The sequence below is a fragment of the Microbacterium sp. SW12 genome (assembly GCF_055391095.1).
Genome location: NZ_AP024335.1, coordinates 2,878,184 through 2,898,057 on the forward strand (window position 1 = coordinate 2,878,184; position 19,874 = coordinate 2,898,057).

Sequence of the window (19,874 nt, forward strand, 5' to 3'; positions counted from 1 at the left end):
TCTTTTCAATCGGCGCCGCCTCGGGTGCCGACGGGTGCACGTGCCCGGTGGGGCGAACCTGACGCAGCTGAGACGATCGCGGCGGAGTTCAGCGACCCGGTGCCGTCCTCAACGGCGCCGCCGAAGAAGTCCGCACCGGCAGACTCGACCTCGACGGCGTCACGGCGATCCTGCTGCCCGCCTTCACCGACACCACGGCACCCCGAGGGCACTGATCCTTCCGCTCAGGAGACGGACGTCGTTCGAGAACGACGTGCCGGTGGACGCGATGTGGCTGCTCTGTCGGCGAAGGCGTGGAGGGCCTGCGGCCGGGCGGGATCCGGGAGACGCAAAGGTCGGATTGGTATAGTGAGGGACTATGCCCCGCGACCCCCGATCCCGGCCCGACCGGGTCATCGCGGCGGGGTGGTGGTCGGGGCGGCTGCTGACCATCCTGGGCCTGGCACTTGTGCTCATCATCGGCGGCTGGACCACCTCCCACACCACGGCTGACGCGCACGCCGACACCAGTGCGGGCTCCCCCGTCGCGACCGGCTCTACCCCAGACTCGGGGCACCGGTGGAGGGCCGGACGGCGTCGTCCTCTGCGGGGGTGTCCGTCGATGCGTCCGGGGCGTGGGGGTGCCTGATCGGGGTGGTGTGCACGCTGCTGGTACTGGCGGCCGTGACGGGGTTGCGGTTACAGAGCCGGCTGCGGATACTGCGGGTATCCCGTCCGGTGCGCGCGCCGCTGCTGGTGCCCGTGTCGCGGCGTCCGGCCGCGCCCTCACTGCTGCTGTTGTCGATTTCCCGAACCTGAGATCCGGCATGCCGCCCACCCATGGGCGGCGTCTTCCCGCCCGCCCGTGTGCGGGCGCTGTGTGATGCCGATTTCTAGGTTTGGAGAATGTCTTGACGACCCGTATCACGGCGGCCCCCGTCGCCGGTCCGGTGCCGACGGCTGCGGCCGGTCACCGCCGCCCACCCGGCCCCGTCCCGCCGCGGCGCCGGCGCGATCATCCTCCGTCCGTTCCCGCCCCGGCCCTCTTGTGCGGGGAGGGGGTGGTGATGCGGTCGGGGTTGACGCATCGGCGGGCGATCATCGTCGGGGCCGGGCAGGCCGGGCTCGCGGTGGCCGCCGCGCTGATCGGGTTGGGGTTGCGGCCGCAGCAGGAGTTCGTGGTCGTCGACGCCGCCACGGATCGGCAACGCAGTTGGGCGTCCCGGTGGCATTCGATGCGGCTGCTGTCCGACGCCCGCCACAGCACGCTTCCGCTCCGGCCGCTGCCGCTGGACCCGCACGAGCATCCCCGGGCCGATGAGATCGCGAACTACCTGGACCAGGTGCAGCACACCCTGGGGGTGGACCCGTTCTGGGGGTTGCGTGTGGTCGGGGTGGAACGCCGCGGTCACGGGTCGGTGCTGCAGCTGCAGACCGCGGAGGGCGACGTGCAGACCCGCAACGTGGTGTGCGCGACCGGCGCCGCCACCCACCCCCGCATCCCTGCGTGGGCGCAGCAGCTGCGGGTGCCCGGGGTGGTGCTGCACAGTGCCCACTACCAGTTCCCCCGGCAGGTGCCCACCGGGCGGGTGCTGATCGTCGGCGGAGGGAACAGCGGGGTGCAGCTGGCGCGAGAGCTGTCCGCCTCCCACAAGGTCACCCTCGCGGTCCGCACCAGGCACCCGCACCGACCCGCCCGTACCTTCCCCGTCCACGCCCGGGCAGGCTCGTCCTGGCTGGGCCGCCCACCCGCCGTGCAGCCGGTGTTCGGCGACAGCTACCATGCGCTGCGTCACGCGGGTGTGGCGGTCGCCCCGGCGGTGACCGGCGCGGACGGCGGGCATGTCACGTTCGCCGATGGCAGCACCCTCGCCCCGGACTCGGTGATCCTCGCCACCGGGTACGACCCCGGTGACGACTGGCTCCCCGCCGAGGCGACAGCAGCCCGGTCCCGACCGGCGATGACCGGGCTGCCGGGCTTGTTCGTCGCCGGGATCCCCGCCCACAGCCGCCCCGGAGCGGACACCCTCGCCGGGGTGTCCCGGGACGCCGCCGTGATCGCCCGCACCATCGCGGACCGGCCATGACCGCCACGCCGACGCCCCTCCAGGACCCGCACGGACGCCCCCAACCCACCCCGCCGAATCGCCGTGCCCGGGCGGTGATGCCGTTGGCGGTGGCGTTGCCGGTCGCGGCGGCCGCGGCGGTGCTGATGGATCTCGCCTACCCGGAGGTGGGATTCTGGCCGGCCGCGTTCGCCGCGACCGGGCTGCTGCTTCTCGCCCTGATCGGCCGGAGCGTGTGGGGGGGTGGCGGTCGGGGCGGTGTTCGGGTTGCTGTTCTTCGGGCTGCTGGTGTCCTGGACGACCCGGTATCTCGGGCCGGTGCCGTGGGCGGCACTGACCGTGGTGGAAGGGACCCTGACCGCGGTCGGGATCATCCCGCTGGCACTCGCCTACCGGTGGGTGCCGCGCGCCGCCCCCGGCCCGGTCGGACGCCTGCTCCTGCTGCCGGGCCTGGTGGCCGCGTTGTGGACGGGCCGGGAGGTGCTGCTGGGCGCCTGGCCGTACGGTGGGCTGCCGTGGGCGCGGCTCGGGATCACCCAAGCCGACAGCCCCCTCGTGCAGACGGTGTCCTGGGTCGGGGTGAGCGGGCTCACCTTCCTGATGGTCTTCACCGTCGCCGCCGCGATCGAAACGATCCGGACCGGCCTGTGGCGTCGCCCGTTCCCCGCCGCCGTACCCGCCGTCACCGCCCTGATGCTGGTTTTGGTCCCGGCGTTTCCCACGACACCGGCCGGGACGATGCGGGTCGGGGCGGTGCAAGGCAACGGCCCGTCCGGGTACTTCGACCAGCGCACCGTGGGGGCGATCGCCCGGGCGCAGGGGGACGCGACCGGCCCGGTGCTCGACGCGGATGTGGATGTGGTGGTGTGGCCGGAAGGGCTGGATGCTGACCCGTTCCAGACCCCGTGGCTGGCGGAGTATCTCACCGGCATCAGCACCCGGGCAGGGGCCCCGCTGCTGGCGAACGCGGCCACCACGTCGGGTGGCAACATCTACAACACGTCGTTCCTGTGGGACCCGGCCACCGCCGGTGCCACGCCACGACGGGAGCAGGTGCAGACGCACGCGAAACGCCACCCGGTGCCGTTCGGCGAGTACGTGCCCGACCGGGCGTTCTACACCCTGCTCGCTCCCGACCTGGTCGGGCTGCTGCAACGCGACTACGCGCACGGCACGGACGTGCCGCTGGTCACCGTCGGCGGTGTGCCGGTGGGGTTGGCGATCTGCTTCGACGTGATCTACGACGAGGTCATCGCCGAGAGCGTCACCGCCGGTGCGGAGCTGCTGGTGTTCCAGACCAACAATGCCGACTTCCGCGGCACGGACGAGAACCTGCAGCAGCTCGCGGTCGCCCGGATCCGCGCGGTGGAGACCGGCCGCACTGTGGTGAACGTCTCCACCGTCGGCACCAGCCAGATCATCCGCCCCGACGGCAGCACCCTCACCGGTCTGCCCGCCGGACAGGCCGGGGCGATGATCGCCGACACCGACCTGCGCGCCGGGCTCACCCCCGCCGTCCTCATCGGGCAAGGCGTTTCCACTGTCACCCTGTGGGGTGGGCTGGGTGGTCTCGCCCTCACCGGTGCGATCGCCCGGCGGCGACGCACCCCTGCCGTGGCCTGACCAGGCATGCCCGCGAGACAACCCGGGGCTATCCGACGGGCGGGAGGACGAGGCGGCGGATCTCCGCAGCGATCAGGTCCGGTTCTGTGGCGGGGATGTAGTGGCCGGAGCGGGCAGCGACCACGTGCCGGCCCTGCCGGGACCGTGCGGCCCGATACCGCCCGGCGGCGGTCGCGGCATCCCGGACCCGTCGCGGCATCCCGTCCGCGAGACTGCCGGAGATGACGGTGACCGGGACATCGGGCAGCACCGGCGGGTCGCCGCGCCAGGCGTGCAGCTCGGTGAGGAACGTGCGCGCCTGCCGACCCTGGGTGACCACCACCGCGGGCTGGAACGCCTCCCGGTGAAGATCCGCCCGCACATCCTCGGGCATCCCCTCCCCGAGGAACCGGAAGAACCGCTCCAGCAACCCCACCCGTGCCAGCACCCACTCCACGGCGATCACGATCTTCTCCCCGACCCGGAACGGCACACCGAACTGCTGGGTCGCTGCCTCGTCGGTCGGATCCACCAGCACCATCGGGCCGCCCGCGGAATGCCCCACCTGCACGAACCCGCTGCTCGGCTCGAGGCCGTCCAGCAGATCGTTCAGGTAGTCGGTCATCCGGTCCAGGGTGCGCCCTGCACTATCCGGGGCGGACCGGCCCAGCCCTGCCCGGTCATACACCACGGCCCGCGTGAACGCGGCGACCCGGGTCTGCACCGACGCCCAGGTGGAGCGGGTCGCCGCCGATCCCGCCTCGAACACCACCGTCGGCACCCCGGGGCCCCGGCGGGACCCGGCAGCACCATCGCATAAAGGGCGCGCCCGTCACGGGTGCGCACCCACACCGGCTCCCCCTGCGTGTGCACACGCTCCCCCGCCATGACCCGCCCTACCGGTCCGTGCCCTGGCGGGAGGCGCCGGTCGCGGCGCGGTGGGCCTTCTCCCGCAGGGCCAGCAGGGCGAGGGTGTCGTCCTTGATCTGGGTGCGGCCGAGGATGCCCCAGTGCGCGCTCAGGTGGTCTTCGAGGTAGCGCAGCACCCGGGCGAACGGGACGGTGTGCCACGGCGCCCCCGCCCCGGGCGGGGAGGTGGGGTTGCCGAACACGACCGTGCGGATCGTGTGCCCTTCCGGCGCCACCGTCCGTCCCGTTTCCAGCAGTTCGGCGACCAGCCGGGCGGCATCGGTCGGGGCGCAGCACCCGAACCGGGTGAACGCGGCTTCCAGCACGGCCGGGTCCCGCATCGCCGGGTTGGGGTGCGGGCGGCCTTCCTTGACCTCGCCGACGATCATGTCCGCTCCGCCCCCGGCGCCCAGGGCCGGGTCCAGCGGTGCGTCGACGGTCCCGGACGCTCCCGGTGCGCGGTGCAGCCGTACGGCGAGGATGTCCAGGTCGGTGATGGTGCGGGGACCGCCGGGACCGGTGGCGTCCAGCACGGGGTATTCGGCGACGGTGAAGTAGCCGTTGACCCGCAGGTACGCCTGCACCAGCCCGACCGCCGTGTCCACCCTCTATCTCCGACCGGGTTATCTGGCCGGTCAGGCGGCGTTTGTGTAGCGGGCGGGGTCGGCGTCGAACAGGGGCCCGCAGTCGGCGCAGCAGAACCAGTACCGGGTGCCCTGGTAGTCGCGGAACAGGCCGCGCTGCTCGGCCCAGGCCGGGTCGACCTGGTTGCCGGGCATCACCGGGCAGGTCACCAGGTTCGTCGCGCCCGCCGGCGGCTCGTGATGGTGATGTTCGTGCGCACCATGCTCGTGTCCCCCATGGGCGTGCCCGTGCGTGTGGTCGTGCCCGGAGTGGTCGTGGTCGTGGTCGTGGTCGTGGGACATGGTGTGTCTCCTTCTCGAGCGATGGCTAGGCCTGGACGGGCGCGGGCTCTCGGGTGGCGGGGGCGCCGGCACGGGTTGGGGTGGGCAGGGGGCGGAAGCGGCGCAGGCGGAGGCTGTTGGTGACGACGAACACGCTGCTGAACGCCATTGCCGCGGCGGCGAGGATGGGGTTGAGCAGGGCGAGCATCGCGACCGGGATCGCGGCGACGTTGTACGCGAACGCCCAGAACAGGTTCCCCTTGATCGTGCCCAGGGTGCGGCGGGCCAGCCGGATCGCGTCCGGGACCAGCATCAGGTCGCCGGAGACGATGGTCAGGTCCGCGGCGGTGATGGCCGCGTCGGTGCCGGTGCCCATCGCGATCCCGAGGTCGGCGGCGGCGAGGGCTGCGGCGTCGTTGACGCCGTCGCCGACCATCGCGACCACCCGGCCCGCGGCCTGCAGGTCGCGGATGGTGTCGAGCTTGCCCTGCGGGGTGACCCCGGCGCGGACGTCCTCGATCCCGGCCTGGTTGGCGATCGCGCGGGCGGCGCCGGGGTTGTCGCCGGTGAGCAGGATCGGGGTCAACCCGAGCTCTCGGAGCCGTGCGACCGCCTCACGGCTGGTGGGTTTGATGGTGTCGGCGACGCTGATCGCCCCGCGCACCTGCCCGTCCCACGCCACCACCGTGACCGTCGCTCCCGCAGCCTCGTCCGCCGCGATGGTGTCGGCGAGGCCTGAGGGGATGGGGAGGGACCACTGGGTGGTGATCCAGGAGGCGCGGCCCGCGGCGACCATCCGGCCGTCGACGATGCCCTGCACGCCCTGCCCGGCCTCGGCTTGGAACGATTCCACTGCCGCGAGCGGGCCGCTGGCCGCGTTGGTGATGGCGCGGCCGATGGGGTGTTCGGAGCCGTGCTCGAGCGCTCCGGCGACCTGCACCAGCTCCGTCTCGTCGGTCCCTGCGGCGGGGTGGGTGGCGGTGACGGTCATGGTGCCGGCGGTGATGGTGCCGGTCTTGTCCAGCACCACGGTGTCGATGCGGCGGGTCTGCTCCAGCACCTGCGGGCCGCGGATGAGGATGCCCAGCTGCGCGCCTCGCCCGGTGCCGACCAGCAGCGCGGTCGGGGTCGCGAGCCCGAGCGCGCAGGGGCACGCGATGATCAGCGTCGTCACCGCGGCGGTGAACGCGACCTCCGGGGAGGCGCCGACCAGCAGCCATACCGTGAACGCGACGATGGCGAGGGCGATGACGATGGGGACGAAGATCGCGGAGACCCGGTCGGCGAGGCGCTGCACCTGCGCCTTCCCGGTCTGCGCCTCCTCCACCAGCCTGGCCATCCGGGCCAGCTCCGTGTCCGCGCCGACCCGGGTGAGCTCTACCAGCAGCCGGCCGCCGGTGTTCACGGTCGCGCCGACCACCTTCGAGCCGGGGGCGACTTCGACGGGTACGGACTCGCCGGTCAGCATCGACTCGTCCACCGCGGAGACACCCTCGGTGACGACACCGTCGGCGGGGATCTTCTCCCCGGGCCGCACCACCACGATGTCGCCGGGCACCAGCTGGGCGACGGGGACGCGCTGTTCGCTACCTGTGCGGAGGACGACGGCATCTTTCGCGCCCAGCTCCAGCAGGGCGCGGAGGGCTTCGCCGGATTGCCGCTTCGCGCGCGTTTCCAGGTAGCGGCCGAGGAGGATGAACACGGTCACCAGGGCGGCGACCTCCAGATACACCTCGTGACCGCCGGACTGCGGGGTGCCGACGAAGGTGACGCTCATCCGCATCCCGGGCGTGCCGGCGCCGCCGAAGAACAGGGCGTACAGGGACCAGCCGAACGCGGCGAGCACGCCGAGGCTGATCAGGGTGTCCATCGTCGCCGCACCGTGGCGGGCGTTGATCGCCGCGGCACGGTGGAACGGCCACGCTCCCCACACCACCACCGGGGCCGCAAGGGTCAGGGTCAGCCACTGCCAGTAGGTGAACTGCAGCACCGGGATCATCGACAGCACCGCCACCGGCACCGCCAGGACCGTCGAGACGATCAGCCGCTGCCGCAACGACACCAACTCCGCATCCCGCGGCACCGTGGCCTGTTCATCGGGGGCTTCGGTGGCCGGTGGGGCGGGGACGGAGGCCCCGTACCCGGCCTGCTCGACCGCCGAGATCAGCTCCTCCAGCGGCACCGGGGACTCGGCGTGCACGCGGGCTTTCTCGGTGGCGAAATTGACCGTCGCCGCCACCCCCGGCAGTTTATTCAGCCTCCGCTCCACCCTGGTCGCGCACGACGCGCAGGTCATCCCGGTGATGTCGAGATCAACATCCGTCGTCGTCGTGGTCATGACACTGAGGCGAGGCTGTATCCGGCCTCCTCCACCGCCTCCCGCACCCGCGCCGCATCCACCGGCGTCGCGCTGGACACCGTCACCGTGGACACGCCACCGGCGCGCAGATCGACGGCGACGTCGGAGACACCGTCGATCGCGGAGACCTCCTCGGTCACGCTGCGCACGCAGTGCGAGCAGGTCATCCCCTCCACCAGGAACTGCGCCGACACGGTGTCACCCGTCGCCGGGACTGCGGTGGTGTCGGTGGCTGCCGCGCCGTGTGAGGTGGGGCTGCAACACGCGCACCCCGCGCCGGTGCTCGTCGCCTGCAGTCCGAGGTCCTGGAATCCCTGTCCGGTCATGATGTGCTCCCTTCAAGAGCGTTGAACGATGTGAGTGGGGCGAGGTTAGGAGCGCACGAGGCGCGCGATCGCGGCGTTCGCCTCACGCAGCTTCTCCTCCGCGACCGGGCCGCCTTCGGCGGTCGCCTGCGCGACGCAATGCGCGAGGTGGTCTTCCAGCAGCGCCAGCGCGACGGACTCCAGCGCCTTCGTCGCCGCCGACACCTGGGTCAGCACGTCGATGCAGTAGACGTCCTCGTCGATCATCCGCGCGATCCCGCGGACCTGCCCCTCCGCGCGGCTCAGCCGCGCCAGCAGCGCCGGCTTGTTGTCCACATACCCGTGTGCCATCTCGTACCTCCACCTACAATCTAACATACCCTGTAGGGGTACAGGGTGTAGGGTGAGGTCATGACCGGCATCCAGGAGCCGCGGCCCGCACAGCCCACCCGTTGGCACGTCGTGACGGGCGGTCCCAGCTCGGGCAAGACCACCACGGTCAACCTGCTGCGCGACCGCGGATACACGACCACGATCGAGCACGCCCGGCACTACATCGACCTGCAACGGATCACCGGGCGCAGCACTGCGGAGGTGCGGGCACGGCAGAGCGAGTTCCAGCGCGCGGTCGTAGACATGCAGATCGAGCAGGAGCACTCCCTCGACCCGCAACAGACGGTGTTCCTGGACCGTGCCCTGCCGGACTCGCTCGCCTATTACCGCTTCCTCAACCTCGAGCCCGACACCGCCCTGCTGGGCGCGCTGGCCGCCACCCGGTACGCGACGGTGTTCCTGCTGGACCTGCTCCCGCTGGCGCCCGACTACGCGCGCACCGAGGACCCCGCCGCGCAGCGGCGCATCCACGACCTGCTCGGGCTGGTGTACCAGGAGCTGGGCTTTCCCGTCGTCACCGTCCCCGCACTCGCCCCCGACGCGCGCGTCGACTTCATCCTCGAACGAGCATCGGCCGGCACTCCAGCCGAGAGGGGCGTGAGCTGATGGGCGCGGGGAGTAGCCGGTACCGGCAGATCGGGGCCGTGCTGCGCCGGCACGGACTCGGCGTCCTGGCCGGCGTGCTGGGCCTGGGCGGCTTGGTGCCGTTCCACCGCGGCGCCCTCGGACACGCCCGGCAGGAGGACCCCTACACGAACCCCGAGCATGTGCGGGTCGCGTTGGAGGAGCTCGGGCCGACGTTCGTGAAACTGGGCCAGATCCTCTCCACCCGGCACGATCTGCTCCCCGCGGCATGGGTCGCCGAGTTCGCCAAACTGCAGGACGACGTCGCCGCGGCACCGTGGGAGGGCATTCGGGACGTGCTCCGTGAAGAGCTCGGCGCCGACCCAGAGCACGTGTTCGCCCAGTTCGACCCGGTGCCGCTGGCGGCGGCGTCCATCGGGCAGGCGTACGCGGCAACTCTTCACGACGGCACCGAGGTCGTCGTGAAGGTGCGCCGGCCCGGCGTGGTCGCGCAGGTGCATGAAGACCTGGACATTCTCCGCAACCTCGCCGACCGCGCCGACCGGCGCTGGGATGCCATCCGGCAGTACGACCTGCCCGGGCTGGTGGAGGAGTTCTCCCGCACGCTGCGTGCCGAGCTGGACTACCTGCAGGAGGCCCGCAACGCCGAACGGTTCGCGCAGGAGTTCGCCCACGCGGCGCGGGTGCGGATTCCCCGCGTGCACGGGGAGACCACGACCTCGCGCGTGCTGACCCTGGAGCGGATGAGCGGGGTGCGGATCGACGACCTGGAGGGCCTGGACGCCGCCGGCATCGACCGGGTCGCACTCGCGCGGCTGGGTGCCGACATCGTGCTCACGATGGTGTTCGACAACCGGTTCTTCCATGCCGACCCCCATCCCGGGAACATGTTCGTGCAGCCCGACGGCGCGCTCGCGCTGATCGACTTCGGGATGGTCGGGGAGCTCACCGAACAGACCACGGACGGCCTCGCCGGCATCGTGCTCGCCTTCACCCGCGACGACCCGGACACCCTCACCACCGCCCTGATAGAACTCTCCCGGACCGCCGACGTCGTCGACCGGGCAGGGCTGCGGCAGGCGATCACCGCGTTCACGGCCCGCTACCGGGGCCGTTCGCTGTCGGAGATCAGCCTCGCAATCATGCTCCAGCAGCTGCTCGGCATCCTGCAGCAGCACCAGCTGCACCTTCCGCAGGAGACGGCGCTGCTGTTCAAAGTGCTGATGATGGCCGAAGGGACCGCGGCGCGGCTGGATCCGGACTTCCAGATGCTCGACGCCCTGCAGCCCTACGCTGAGCAGCTCACCCGCGCCCAGCTGTCCCTGCCGGCTCTGGCCCGGCGATGGGCGCGCGCGGGAGCCGACACCGGGGCACTGCTCACCGAGCTGCCCGCCACCCTGAGCCGGCTCCGGCATCTCCTCGAAGACGGCGGGTTCGAGGTGCACCTGCGCGCGACGGAGCTGGAACCTCTCGTCGGGCGCGCCGAACGCGTCGGCAACCGTGTCGTCGCGGGAATGATCGCCGCCGCGCTGATCAGCGGGATCGGCACCCTCGTCGGCGGGAACACGAAATGGCGCTCCCGGGAAGGCGTCCTGATCGGCGCCGGGACCGGCACGATCGGCGCCCTCGGCAGCTATCTGCTGTGGACGCTGCGGCGCCGCCGACCCCGCCCCTGACCCGCGCACGGCTCAAGAACACCACGAAAGGAGACGAAGATGGACAGGATCAGAGTCGGCGTCAACGGGTACGGAGTGATCGGCAAGAGGGTCGCCGACGCCGTCCACGCCCAACCCGACATGCACCTGGTGGGCGTCGCGGACATCGTCACCGACTGGCGAATACAATCCGCCGTCCCGCGGCTGCCCGTATTCGCCGCCACCCCCGACGCGCGCAGCGGCATGGTGGACACCGGCATCCGCCCCGAGGGAACCCTCGACGATCTCCTCGCGCAGAGCGACGTGATCGTCGATACGACCCCCAAGCACGTCGCCGCCGGAAACCTGCCCCGCTACCAGGCGGCGGGAGTAAAGGTGATCGTGCAGGGAGGGGAAGCGCACTCGACCACCGGGCACTCCTTCGTCGCCCAGGCCAACTACGCCACCGCGCTCGGCCGGGACCTGACCCGGGTGGTGTCCTGCAACACCACCAGCATCGTCCGCGTCCTCGGCGCGCTCGAAAACGCCGGGCTGCTGCTGCGCGCCCGCGGGGTCCTCATCCGCCGCGCCACCGACCCGTGGGAATCGCACCTGGGCGGCATCATGAACACGATGGTCCCCGAACCGGTCATCCCCTCCCACCAGGGCCCCGACGCGAAGACCGTGCTCCCCGACCTGGACGTGGTCACCATCGCCGCCAAGGGCGCACACACCCAGACCCATAACCACTACTGGACCCTGCAGCTGACCCGCCGCGCATCCCGCGACGAGGTCCTCGACGCACTGCGCGCCGCACCCCGGATCGCGTTCATCCGGATGTCCGACGGGCTGGTCGCCCTCAACTCCACGGTCGAGCTGATGCGCGACCTCGGCCGGCCCCGCGGGGACATGTGGGAGGTCGCGGTCTGGGAAGACCTCGTCACCGTCGACGGCGACGAGGCGTACCTCACCTACCAGGTGTGCAACGAGGCGATCGTCATCCCCGAGACCGTCGACGCGATCCGCGCCCTCACCGGCACCGTCACCGACCCCGCCGCCTCCATCCGGCTCACCGACGCGACCCTCGGCATGAGGCAGGACTTCCTCGCCCCTGAGCGGTCATGACCTCCCCGAACGCCGGGCCGCCCCGTGCCCCCCGCGCTGGACGCGTGTGGATCTGGGTGATCATCGCGCTGGCCGTCGCCGGGATCGTCATCTACCTGATCATCGACCACTGGACCCACCTCGCTGCGGCCGCCCCCTACGCCGGCATCATCGTGATCGCCCTGCTGCACCTGTTCAGCCACCGCGGACACGGAGGCCACGGACGACACCGTGAACAGACCCGTCACGACCACACGAACCCGCCCCCCGACGACGACGCATGAGCACCCCCACCGCGGCCGGCACCGGACGGCGGGCGCCGAGCCCGTGGCGGATGCTGGGGATCACCTTCGCGTGGGGGTCCTGCTTCGTCGCGATCAGCGTCGGGCTGCAAGATGCGCCGCTGCTGTGGCTCGCAGCACTGCGCGCCCTCGTCGCCGGTGCCGCTCTGCTGATCCTCACTGTCATCCGCCGCGCGCCCGTCCCCCGCGAGGTACGCAGTTGGACGCTGATCGGCGTGCTCGGCGTCGTGAACGTCGCCATCGCCTACGCCGCCATGTTCGGCGGCACCATCGGCCTGACAACGGGCGTCGCGTCCGTGCTGGCCAACGTCCAGCCCGTCCTCATCCTGCTGCCCGCCTGGTGGCTCTACCGCGAACGTCCCTCCCTGCGATCGGTGGCCGCGATGCTCACCGGGCTCGCCGGACTCCTGCTCATCGTGCTGCCCGCCGGCGCCGGGACCGGGGCATGGCTGTCCCTCACCGCCGCCGCCGCCGTCACCGCCGGCACCCTCATCAGCCGCGCCGTGCGCGCCGACCCGTTCCTCGTCGCCACCGTGCAGCTGCTGCTCGGCGGCGGGATCCTCCTCGTCGCCGCCGCGATCGTCGAAGGTCCGCCGGTCATTGAATGGACGCCGGGATTCGTGCTCTCCCTGCTGTGGATGTCCCTGGCCGGCACCGCCGCGACCACCGTCGCCTGGTACGCGGAGACGCAACGGTCCCGGCTCGACATCCTCACAACATGGACGATCCTCGTGCCCGTCTTCGGGATCGTCCTGTCCGTCGGGCTCTTGCAGGAGACCCAGAGCGTGCTCGGCTGGACCGGCACCGCCATCGTGATCGGCTCCGTCGCCCTCCTCACCATCCCCGGCAGACACGCTGACCGCGCGTCCCGTCGGCTTGAAGGTTGAGCGCCCGCCTGCCACACCCGGCGTCCGGCAGACGGACGTCGCACAGTCAGGAGACGGGCCGGGCCGCCCACGGGGTGGTCCCGCGGGGTTTGACGAACCCCAGGATCATCACCACGACCAGCACGACCAACGCCGCGACCGCGTCCACCATCAGCTGCAGCCGCACCGCGGAGAAGTCCATACCGACCTGGAGGGACGCGTGCGCGGCGGTGTCGGCCACCCCGGTGTGCAGCACAAGAGCGCCAGTCGCGACCACGGTGAGCACCAGCTTGAACAGCACCCAGTAGTGACGGGTCAGCCCCCACCGCGTCACCAGCGACACCCCGATCCCGGTCAGCAGCGACAACCCGGCCAGCGGCACCACCGCCCACCACATGGTCACCTGCAGCGCCGCGTACACACCCGCCCAGATCCGCGCGTCCGGCGACGCCCAGCCGGCGGCCGCCACGACCAAGAACACGGCCACGGACCCCGCCCACCCGATCGAAAACACGACATGCAACGCCCGCAACACTGACCGCAGCCGACGACCGGACGCGCCCATCAATGCATCCCCGCCATCCCGTTGCCGGTCAGATGCAGCACCACGAACGCCCCGGCGGCCAGCAGCACCAGGACTCCCCCGACGATCACCCAGCGGGGCACCGGACTCGGTTTCGACATCACGGCTTTATCTATACACACTGTTGCATACAGGTCAAAGCGTCTCGTTCCTGATAAGGTAGGGGAGTGCCCAAGCTGTGGAGTGACACCATCGTGGAACATCGCTCCGCGGTGCGGGACGCGATCCTCGACGCTACCGGTCGGCTCGTGCACCGGGACGGCCTGACCGGACTCACCATGACCGCCCTCGCCGAGGCGAGCGGGGTGGGCCGGGCGACGCTGTACAAGTACGTGCCCGACGTCGCCGCCGCTCTCACCGCGTGGCAGGAGCGCGAGATCGGACGCCACCTGCAGCGCCTGCGAACCATCGCACAGGAGAGCCCGCCGGAATCCCGGCTGTCCGACGTGCTGCTCGCCTACGCCCGGCTGCGCCGGCACCGGCACGGCGACGACGACGACGATGCACTCCACGGCACTATCCGGCTCGCACCCGCCGAATCCGAGCTCACCGCGCTCGTGCAGGAGATCATCGACGACGACACCCGGGCAGGAACAACCCGCACCGACCTCTCGCCGCAGGAACTCGCCGCGTACGCGGTCGGCGCGATCGGCGCCGCCGCGGCGTTGCCCGACACGACCGCCGTCTCACGACTCGCCACGCTCGTCGTCGCCACCATCCGGCAAGACGCCGAGGAGTGAGCAGACCGACCGTCGTTCACGCGGTCAGGAGCAATATCAGGGCACGTTGTGGCCGGCGGCCTGGATGAGGACGTACCACTCGGCTCTCGTGAGCGGGATGTCGGAGCCTTGGGCCGCGTCGGCGCCGCGCTACGGGGTGGTGGTGCCGAGCACGACCTGGATGTTCGCGTGGCGCCGGGTGATCCACGCGGTGGCGACCGCGATCGAGGTCACCACATACTTCGCGGCGAGCCGGTCGAGCTCCGCGTTCAGCTCGGGGTAGTCGAGCGAGTCGAGGAAACACGCCGCCGTGGAAGCCCTTCTGAAACGGAGACCACGCCTGCAGCGTGATGTCGTTGATCCTGGCGTAGTCGGCCCGGCCGCCGCCGTCGCGGGTGATGGAGTCGTCGTAGTCGGTCATGTTCGACGAGAGGCCTTGCGCGATCAGGACGGCGTGTTCCTATCGACAGCTGCACCTGGTTGGCCACGATCGGCTGCCTCACCGCCGTCTTCAGCAGGTCGATCTGACGGGGGCGTGGTTGGAAACCCCGAAGTGACGGACCTTCGCCGACGACTCGAGGTGATCGAACGCGCGGGCGACCTCCTCGGGCTCGACGAGCGCGTCGGGGCGGTGCAGGAGCAGCACGTACCCGTGAAAACCGTCATCTCGGTGTGGAACCTACACAGGGATACTGATCGTAGGGACGACCGAATCCGCGCTCGAGGACCCCACCTGAACCCCACGTCGGCGGTGGGGTCGAGCTCGCGGGCGCGCAGCACGGCGAGAAGTTCTCCTCGAGGTCGATCACCGACGCAACGAGACTCTCCCCCGGAATCGTGCATCCACTCATCCAGTAGCTTCGCCGCGCGAACTTCATCGAGCTCGTCGAGCGAGTGCCCGGCGAACGCACCCTCCTCTACCGCGTACGCGAGAACCCCTGGTGGGACGCCGCGAGCCAGTATGTCGACGACGCTCCCGCGGTCGAGGAACGCTCCGCGTCCTAGATCTGGCCATCCGGGGGTCGCGGCCGTGGCCGATAGACGCGCGACGTAGGTGTTCGTCGGCCGCAGAACCGAGGCGTACGCGCCGCCGAGCTGTGAGACGTAAACGCGCGCGCCCCCGTCTCATCAGTCGCGCCGGACCGCCGATCGTCCACGGCAAATGGCAGAGATGCCAAGTGCCTGCCAACTACCCGTGGAATATGTCATTTCGGCGTGGAACCTACATGACGGCCAGACGTACCGCACCAGCCTCGCCCATCTCGCCGGCGACCTGCATCAACTCATTCTTTGCGTAAATGAGTATTCGCTCCTCTGAGGGCCACTGATATTGCGGTTCAGGGCCACTCGCTCATCGACGCGATCGTGTCGGTGAGGGCCACCGAATATTGGGGTTGAGGGCCACCGTTCCTAGGCTCCTTCTGCCGCGTGGCCAATCACACGGCAGAAGGAGTGATTCGGATGGTACGCAAGATCAAGGCGAAGCTGGTGCTTCGGCTTCGCGCGGAGGGGTTCACGGGGAGGCAGATCGCCGCGCAGGGCATGTCCCGGACGAGTGTGGCGGCGGTCATCGACGCCGCCGACCGGGAAGGGATCGGTTGGGACGACGTCGCCAAGCTCGAGGAAGCGGACGTGTATGCGCGGCTGTTTCCTGGTCGTGGTGAACATGACAGCGTTCACGCGCAGCCGGACTGGGACAGGGTGCACCGGGAGCTCGCGCGGGTCGGGGTGACGCTGAAGCTGCTGCATGGCGAGTATGTCGACGCCTGCCGGGCGGCGGGATCGACGGCGATGGGATACGACAGGTTCTGCAAGGCCTACCAGCAGCACGTCCTCATCTCCGGGGCGGCGTCGCGGGTGGGGCACAAGGCGGGGCAGACGGTCGAGGTCGACTGGTCGGGCAAGACGATGCAGCTGACCGACCCGGTCACCGGGCAGCAGACGCGGGTCTACTTGTTCGTTGCGACGCTGCCGTTCTCCCGCTACTCGTTCGTGGAGCCGACGCTGGACATGCAGCAGGACGCCTGGTTGCGCGCGCACGTGTCGATGTTCGACTGGTTCGGCGGGAGTGTCCTGCGTGTCGTCCCGGACAACCTCAAGACCGGGGTGCTGAAGCACCCGGCGGAAGGTGAGGTGGTGCTCAACGATGCGTATCGGGAACTCGCGGCGCACTACTCCGCGGCGGTGCTCCCGGGGCGGGTGAAGAAGCCGAAAGACAAGGCCAGTGTCGAGAACACGGTCGGGAACGTCGCGACCTGGGTGATCGCATCCCTCCGCGACCGAAGCTTCGCGAGCTTGGCGGAGTTGCGGGCGGTCGTCTACGAACGCGTGGCCGCTTACAACGCGGAGCCGTTCCAAAAGCGCGCCGGGTCAAGGCTGAGCGTGTTCGACTCGGAGGAGAAGCCGCTGCTGCGGCCGCTTCCGGTGGTCCCGTTTGAGATCTCGAGGTGGTTCTACCGGCGCCGGGTTCAGAAGAACGGGCACGTCGTGTTCGAGCGCAACTTCTACTCCGTGCCCTACCCGAACATCGGTCGGAGTGTTGATCTGCGGGTCACCGACACCACGGTCGAGATCTTCGCCGGGCAGGAGCGGCTGACGAGCCACCTGCTCGCTCCGGTCGGGATGGTGAACGAGTATCGCACCCACGACAGCGATCTGCCCGACGGTCCCCGCTACCGGCAATGGGACGCCGAACGTGTTCGCGAGTGGGCGGGCCGGATCGGGGAGGACACCACGATCGTGGTGAATCGGATCTTCGAGTCCGTGCCCGTCGACGAGCAGGGCCTGGACGCGGCTTTGGCGGTGTTGCGGCTCACCCGCCGCTACTCCGCCGCTCGGGTCGAAGCCGCCGCCGGGATCGCCCTCGCGTCCCGGGTGAGATCTCCGCGCTACGCGCATCTGCGGCCCATCCTCGAGACGAACCAGGACCAACCCGACGGGAGGAGCCCATGGGCTGAACCCGCGACTACGGGGCCGACCGGATACGTCCGCGGCGCGGACTACTACGCCGGTGACATCCGATGAGCCGGCTCGACTCGGAGACGAAGCGGAAGCTGCGTGAGATGGGGGTGACGTCGCTGGTCGACGCGTTCGAGGTCCAGGACGACAGCCTCACGTTGGGAATGGCGTTCGAAGAACGCGTCAAGCTCGCCGTCGACGACGCCCACGCCACCTTCACCCACGCCAAGGTCGAAGGCCTCATCCGGCGGGCGGGTCTCCGCTACCCGAACGCGGACCTGCGGCGAGTCGACCTGCTCGAGCAGCGGGGTCTTGACCGCGGGGTGATCGCGCAACTCGGCACCTGCCAGTTCATCACCCGGCAGCAGAACGTCGTATTCCAAGGCTTCACCGGGTCTGGGAAGAGCTACCTCGGATCGGCGTTGGCGAAGCAGGCCTGTCAGCACCGCTACCGGGCGCACTACATCCGCATGCCCGACCTCGAAGAATCCTGGGCCACCGCCCGCGACCGGCCCGCGGGGAAGGAGAAGTGGCTCCGCAAATACGCGGCGTTCACGCTCCTCGTGATCGACGAATGGCTCCTCGACAACCCCGATGACAGCGTTCGCGGCATGCTGCTCGAGCTGCTCGAGCGCCGCTACGACGCCACCTCGACGGTGTTCTGCACCCAGTACGCGAAGAAGGACTGGCACCAACGCCTCGGCGGCGGAGTCCACGCCGACGCGATTATGGACCGCATCGTCCACAACACCATCTGGATCGAGACCGGCAGCACCAACATGCGCGAACACACCGCCAGGACGGCCTGACCGGCGCCGGTGAGCGTTGCCATCACCGGGTGGCGCTCACCGGCAATACCGGGCGGCCCTGAATCGCAATATCGAGTGGCACTGAACCCCAATATCGACTGGCCCTCAACCCTTCAAATACTCACGTAAATGCAAAGTAGTCCGGCCGATATCGCGGTTTACGCAAGGATCATCGGGATCCGACATGTAGGGATCTTTCTGAAATGTCCATTTCGCAGTTGAAATGTCCACGCGATGTCCATATGGACATTTCGGACGCCGGCCGACCGTCGCGATCATGTGGGCGGCGGTTTCACAGCGCCTCAGCTTCTCTGCTGGATCGCGGCTAGCGCCCGGGTATTGTCGGCACGATGCCGTTGCCGCGTATCCGTTGTTGAAGGGGTGAGTATGTCTGCTGTTGTTGCGCGACTTGACGTGGACCTCACGGATATTGAGTGCATTGTGAAGGTCACGCGGCCACTGGTCGGAGTACCGGACTCCGTGAACTGGACGGAGTTGCCGTCGGGCGTCGCGAAGATCTCCGCTGACGCGACGTTGTACATCTTCGATGACGACGACGAGGGGGAGCCGGAGCGTCGTGTCATCGCGCGCGCTACTGCGTACACCGTCGACCTCGACCGGGTGGGTGACGTCGTTGACGTGTTCGATCAAGTAGGCGGCGAAGCATTCGAGATCACCGAGTCGATTCTCGGTGATGAGAACGTCTTCGAGTGGCTCGACTCCCGCGATCCGCTGGTTGGCGAGCAGGTGTCGCAGCTCGTGATCGTCGAGGGCGTCTTTGTGGAGCCACCGTACCGGGGTCAGCGCCTTGGTCCACGTCTGCTCACGACGCTGGTGGAGACGGTGACCGGCACGGGGAGGGAGACTCTCATCGTTCTCCGCGCGCAACCGGTGCCGTGGGAGCACCTGTCCGAGATCGAGTTTCGGCGCTCCCGAAAGAAGGTCGCTGCGTCGTACGAAAGCGTCGGGTTTGCGCACTTCCGGGACAACATCTATTGGCGTCACAACGCGTTCGTCGGGACCGAGAACCTCGAGGCGTGAGTCACGCCCCCGGGTATTTGGGAACCTTCAGGTCGACCTCCCCGGCCAGGTGGCGAGCGTCGTCGGGCGGGTCCAGTTGCGGCGGGCGGTGCGCTCCGTGGTGAGATCGTGCGGAGCGGCAACGATCCACACGGTCGCTTCCCGCGTCGATCAGATCCGACGAGCCCTCACTGACTATCACCACGATGGCTCACCAACGTCTACGACGAAGACAACCCGGCCGGATCCTCCACCACACCAGGGGACAGGACCATCAATCAAGAAGGGTTTCTCATGCAGTCAGCGCCTCGAGGATGAGACCGCGCACGTGATCAAAGTCGAGGTCGGCCGGAAGCTGGAGCCACGCGTTCTTCTGACCCTTGTAGTGTGTCCCGACGCCGGCGTCAACGAGAGCCGCCGTGCGCATTGGGTCAAGCTTCACCACCACCTGCCCGCCGCTGGTCATGGCGCGCACGGCGCCACTGCTGCTTCCCGAGACGATGAGACTGCCGCGGTGGTTCCGTGACACACCGTCAAGCGCAGTCATCTCGTGAGCGATCGTGTCGAACACTTCATCCCCAGTCATCACGGTTCTCCCTTCATGCGCGGTCGACGACCCCAAAGCGATCCCTACAGGTGGCCCTCAGAAGAAGTGTCCCACTCAGGCTCCTTCACGCGGAAGACCACGGCGCGCAACGCTTCGGGCGCAGAGCTGCGGATCAAGGCCGCCGGGTTACCGGCTCGCAAAACGTTGGAGGACTTCGATTGGGATGCGC

General features: G+C 69.7%; 21 protein-coding genes and 1 pseudogene. 12 read left to right on the forward strand and 10 right to left on the reverse strand.

The annotated features are described in order from the left end of the window. Positions 1 to 5 precede the first annotated feature (5 nt). The gene (locus MICSW_RS14560; RefSeq protein ID WP_375237503.1) at positions 6 to 212 is read right to left on the reverse strand and encodes a hypothetical protein; all 207 of its coding nucleotides are present in this window, start codon (positions 210 to 212) and stop codon (positions 6 to 8) included. Between the two features lie 146 nt (positions 213 to 358). Between MICSW_RS14560 and MICSW_RS14565 the strand changes: the two genes are divergently transcribed. The 3 genes from MICSW_RS14565 to lnt all read left to right on the forward strand — a co-directional run bounded on the left by MICSW_RS14565 (position 359) and on the right by lnt (position 3,668). Next, positions 359 to 628 carry a hypothetical protein gene (locus MICSW_RS14565; protein WP_464496373.1) on the forward strand — a complete coding sequence of 90 codons (270 nt, stop codon included), beginning with the start codon at positions 359 to 361 and terminating at the stop codon, positions 626 to 628. 418 nt (positions 629 to 1,046) lie between these two features. Then, entirely contained in the window at positions 1,047 to 2,066 is a 1,020-nt protein-coding gene (locus MICSW_RS14570; RefSeq protein WP_464496375.1) for a flavin-containing monooxygenase, read from the forward strand. 222 nt (positions 2,067 to 2,288) lie between these two features. Next, on the forward strand, positions 2,289 to 3,668 hold the full coding sequence (lnt, locus tag MICSW_RS14575) for an apolipoprotein N-acyltransferase (RefSeq protein ID WP_464496378.1): 1,380 nt from the start codon (positions 2,289 to 2,291) through the stop codon (positions 3,666 to 3,668). A 28-nt stretch (positions 3,669 to 3,696) separates the two neighbouring features. Here the strand turns inward: lnt and MICSW_RS14580 are convergent, their stop codons facing one another. The 6 genes from MICSW_RS14580 to MICSW_RS14605 form a co-directional block, all read right to left on the reverse strand. After that, complete coding sequence (locus MICSW_RS14580; protein WP_464496380.1) at positions 3,697 to 4,428, reverse strand: alpha/beta fold hydrolase; 732 nt, start codon at positions 4,426 to 4,428, stop codon at positions 3,697 to 3,699. Positions 4,429 to 4,543: 115 nt separating this feature from the next. Further along, a complete protein-coding gene (locus tag MICSW_RS14585) occupies positions 4,544 to 5,161 on the reverse strand; it encodes a hypothetical protein (RefSeq protein WP_284530398.1) in 618 nt (205 codons plus the stop codon). A 30-nt stretch (positions 5,162 to 5,191) separates the two neighbouring features. Further along, the gene (locus MICSW_RS14590; RefSeq protein ID WP_347425205.1) at positions 5,192 to 5,482 is read right to left on the reverse strand and encodes a YHS domain-containing protein; all 291 of its coding nucleotides are present in this window, start codon (positions 5,480 to 5,482) and stop codon (positions 5,192 to 5,194) included. Positions 5,483 to 5,507: 25 nt separating this feature from the next. Then, positions 5,508 to 7,799, reverse strand: coding sequence for a heavy metal translocating P-type ATPase (locus tag MICSW_RS14595; RefSeq protein WP_464496382.1), 2,292 nt, complete (start codon positions 7,797 to 7,799; stop codon positions 5,508 to 5,510). After that, positions 7,796 to 8,146: a heavy-metal-associated domain-containing protein gene (locus MICSW_RS14600; protein ID WP_375236793.1), complete on the reverse strand. Its 351-nt coding sequence runs from the start codon at positions 8,144 to 8,146 to the stop codon at positions 7,796 to 7,798. Before MICSW_RS14600 ends, MICSW_RS14595 begins: the two co-directional genes overlap by 4 nt. A 45-nt stretch (positions 8,147 to 8,191) precedes the next feature. Further along, on the reverse strand, positions 8,192 to 8,476 hold the full coding sequence (locus MICSW_RS14605; RefSeq protein WP_056207405.1) for a metal-sensitive transcriptional regulator: 285 nt from the start codon (positions 8,474 to 8,476) through the stop codon (positions 8,192 to 8,194). A gap of 60 nt (positions 8,477 to 8,536) precedes the next feature. Here MICSW_RS14605 and MICSW_RS14610 point away from each other — a divergent pair, with 60 nt between their 5' ends. From MICSW_RS14610 to MICSW_RS14630, 5 genes are read left to right on the forward strand one after another with little or no spacing between them, the layout of a single operon-like run. Further along, positions 8,537 to 9,124, forward strand: coding sequence for an AAA family ATPase (locus MICSW_RS14610; protein ID WP_375236792.1), 588 nt, complete (start codon positions 8,537 to 8,539; stop codon positions 9,122 to 9,124). Continuing rightward, positions 9,124 to 10,779: an ABC1 kinase family protein gene (locus MICSW_RS14615; protein ID WP_036286080.1), complete on the forward strand. Its 1,656-nt coding sequence runs from the start codon at positions 9,124 to 9,126 to the stop codon at positions 10,777 to 10,779. The genes MICSW_RS14610 and MICSW_RS14615 overlap by 1 nt, the downstream gene beginning before the upstream one ends. Before the next feature lie 39 nt (positions 10,780 to 10,818). Beyond that, complete coding sequence (locus tag MICSW_RS14620) at positions 10,819 to 11,862, forward strand: type II glyceraldehyde-3-phosphate dehydrogenase (protein ID WP_464496384.1); 1,044 nt, start codon at positions 10,819 to 10,821, stop codon at positions 11,860 to 11,862. After that, positions 11,859 to 12,125, forward strand: coding sequence for a DUF2933 domain-containing protein (locus tag MICSW_RS14625; protein WP_375236790.1), 267 nt, complete (start codon positions 11,859 to 11,861; stop codon positions 12,123 to 12,125). Before MICSW_RS14620 ends, MICSW_RS14625 begins: the two co-directional genes overlap by 4 nt. Next, complete coding sequence (locus MICSW_RS14630; RefSeq protein WP_248243419.1) at positions 12,122 to 13,030, forward strand: DMT family transporter; 909 nt, start codon at positions 12,122 to 12,124, stop codon at positions 13,028 to 13,030. The genes MICSW_RS14625 and MICSW_RS14630 overlap by 4 nt, the downstream gene beginning before the upstream one ends. A gap of 46 nt (positions 13,031 to 13,076) precedes the next feature. Here MICSW_RS14630 and MICSW_RS14635 read toward each other — a convergent pair whose 3' ends face one another. Continuing rightward, positions 13,077 to 13,496, reverse strand: coding sequence for a DUF2269 domain-containing protein (locus MICSW_RS14635; RefSeq protein WP_464496386.1), 420 nt, complete (start codon positions 13,494 to 13,496; stop codon positions 13,077 to 13,079). Between the two features lie 263 nt (positions 13,497 to 13,759). Between MICSW_RS14635 and MICSW_RS14640 the strand changes: the two genes are divergently transcribed. Beyond that, positions 13,760 to 14,332: a TetR/AcrR family transcriptional regulator gene (locus MICSW_RS14640; RefSeq protein ID WP_292729152.1), complete on the forward strand. Its 573-nt coding sequence runs from the start codon at positions 13,760 to 13,762 to the stop codon at positions 14,330 to 14,332. 36 nt (positions 14,333 to 14,368) lie between these two features. On the opposite strand, the pseudogene MICSW_RS14645 reads toward MICSW_RS14640, so the two are convergent. After that, positions 14,369 to 14,957 (reverse strand): annotated as a pseudogene (locus MICSW_RS14645) (aldo/keto reductase); the annotation flags it as partial. An 815-nt stretch (positions 14,958 to 15,772) separates the two neighbouring features. Here MICSW_RS14645 and istA point away from each other — a divergent pair. From istA to MICSW_RS14660, 3 genes are all read left to right on the forward strand, one after another. After that, entirely contained in the window at positions 15,773 to 17,335 is a 1,563-nt protein-coding gene (gene istA, locus MICSW_RS14650; protein ID WP_464495435.1) for an IS21 family transposase, read from the forward strand. Further along, positions 17,332 to 18,078 carry an ATP-binding protein gene (locus tag MICSW_RS14655; protein WP_183498614.1) on the forward strand — a complete coding sequence of 249 codons (747 nt, stop codon included), beginning with the start codon at positions 17,332 to 17,334 and terminating at the stop codon, positions 18,076 to 18,078. The genes istA and MICSW_RS14655 overlap by 4 nt, the downstream gene beginning before the upstream one ends. Before the next feature lie 387 nt (positions 18,079 to 18,465). Continuing rightward, complete coding sequence (locus MICSW_RS14660; RefSeq protein ID WP_005055300.1) at positions 18,466 to 19,119, forward strand: GNAT family protein; 654 nt, start codon at positions 18,466 to 18,468, stop codon at positions 19,117 to 19,119. A 271-nt stretch (positions 19,120 to 19,390) separates the two neighbouring features. On the opposite strand, the gene MICSW_RS14665 is transcribed toward MICSW_RS14660, so the two are convergent. Then, positions 19,391 to 19,684, reverse strand: coding sequence for a hypothetical protein (locus MICSW_RS14665; RefSeq protein WP_005055297.1), 294 nt, complete (start codon positions 19,682 to 19,684; stop codon positions 19,391 to 19,393). Between the last annotated feature and the right edge of the window lie 190 nt (positions 19,685 to 19,874).

Bases quoted from the DNA above. Each gene is read 5' to 3' on its own strand.
- MICSW_RS14565 (WP_464496373.1), top strand. From the start codon at position 359: ATGCCCCGCGACCCCCGATCCCGGCCCGACCGGGTCATCGCGGCGGGG.
- MICSW_RS14570 (WP_464496375.1), top strand. From the start codon at position 1,047: ATGCGGTCGGGGTTGACGCATCGGCGGGCGATCATCGTCGGGGCCGGG.
- MICSW_RS14590 (WP_347425205.1), bottom strand. From the start codon at position 5,482: ATGTCCCACGACCACGACCACGACCACGACCACTCCGGGCACGACCAC.
- MICSW_RS14595 (WP_464496382.1), bottom strand. From the start codon at position 7,799: ATGACCACGACGACGACGGATGTTGATCTCGACATCACCGGGATGACC.
- MICSW_RS14600 (WP_375236793.1), bottom strand. From the start codon at position 8,146: ATGACCGGACAGGGATTCCAGGACCTCGGACTGCAGGCGACGAGCACC.
- MICSW_RS14605 (WP_056207405.1), bottom strand. From the start codon at position 8,476: ATGGCACACGGGTATGTGGACAACAAGCCGGCGCTGCTGGCGCGGCTG.
- MICSW_RS14610 (WP_375236792.1), top strand. From the start codon at position 8,537: ATGACCGGCATCCAGGAGCCGCGGCCCGCACAGCCCACCCGTTGGCAC.
- MICSW_RS14615 (WP_036286080.1), top strand. From the start codon at position 9,124: ATGGGCGCGGGGAGTAGCCGGTACCGGCAGATCGGGGCCGTGCTGCGC.
- MICSW_RS14620 (WP_464496384.1), top strand. From the start codon at position 10,819: ATGGACAGGATCAGAGTCGGCGTCAACGGGTACGGAGTGATCGGCAAG.
- MICSW_RS14625 (WP_375236790.1), top strand. From the start codon at position 11,859: ATGACCTCCCCGAACGCCGGGCCGCCCCGTGCCCCCCGCGCTGGACGC.
- MICSW_RS14630 (WP_248243419.1), top strand. From the start codon at position 12,122: ATGAGCACCCCCACCGCGGCCGGCACCGGACGGCGGGCGCCGAGCCCG.
- istA (WP_464495435.1), top strand. From the start codon at position 15,773: ATGGTACGCAAGATCAAGGCGAAGCTGGTGCTTCGGCTTCGCGCGGAG.
- MICSW_RS14655 (WP_183498614.1), top strand. From the start codon at position 17,332: ATGAGCCGGCTCGACTCGGAGACGAAGCGGAAGCTGCGTGAGATGGGG.
- MICSW_RS14660 (WP_005055300.1), top strand. From the start codon at position 18,466: ATGTCTGCTGTTGTTGCGCGACTTGACGTGGACCTCACGGATATTGAG.
- MICSW_RS14665 (WP_005055297.1), bottom strand. From the start codon at position 19,684: ATGACTGGGGATGAAGTGTTCGACACGATCGCTCACGAGATGACTGCG.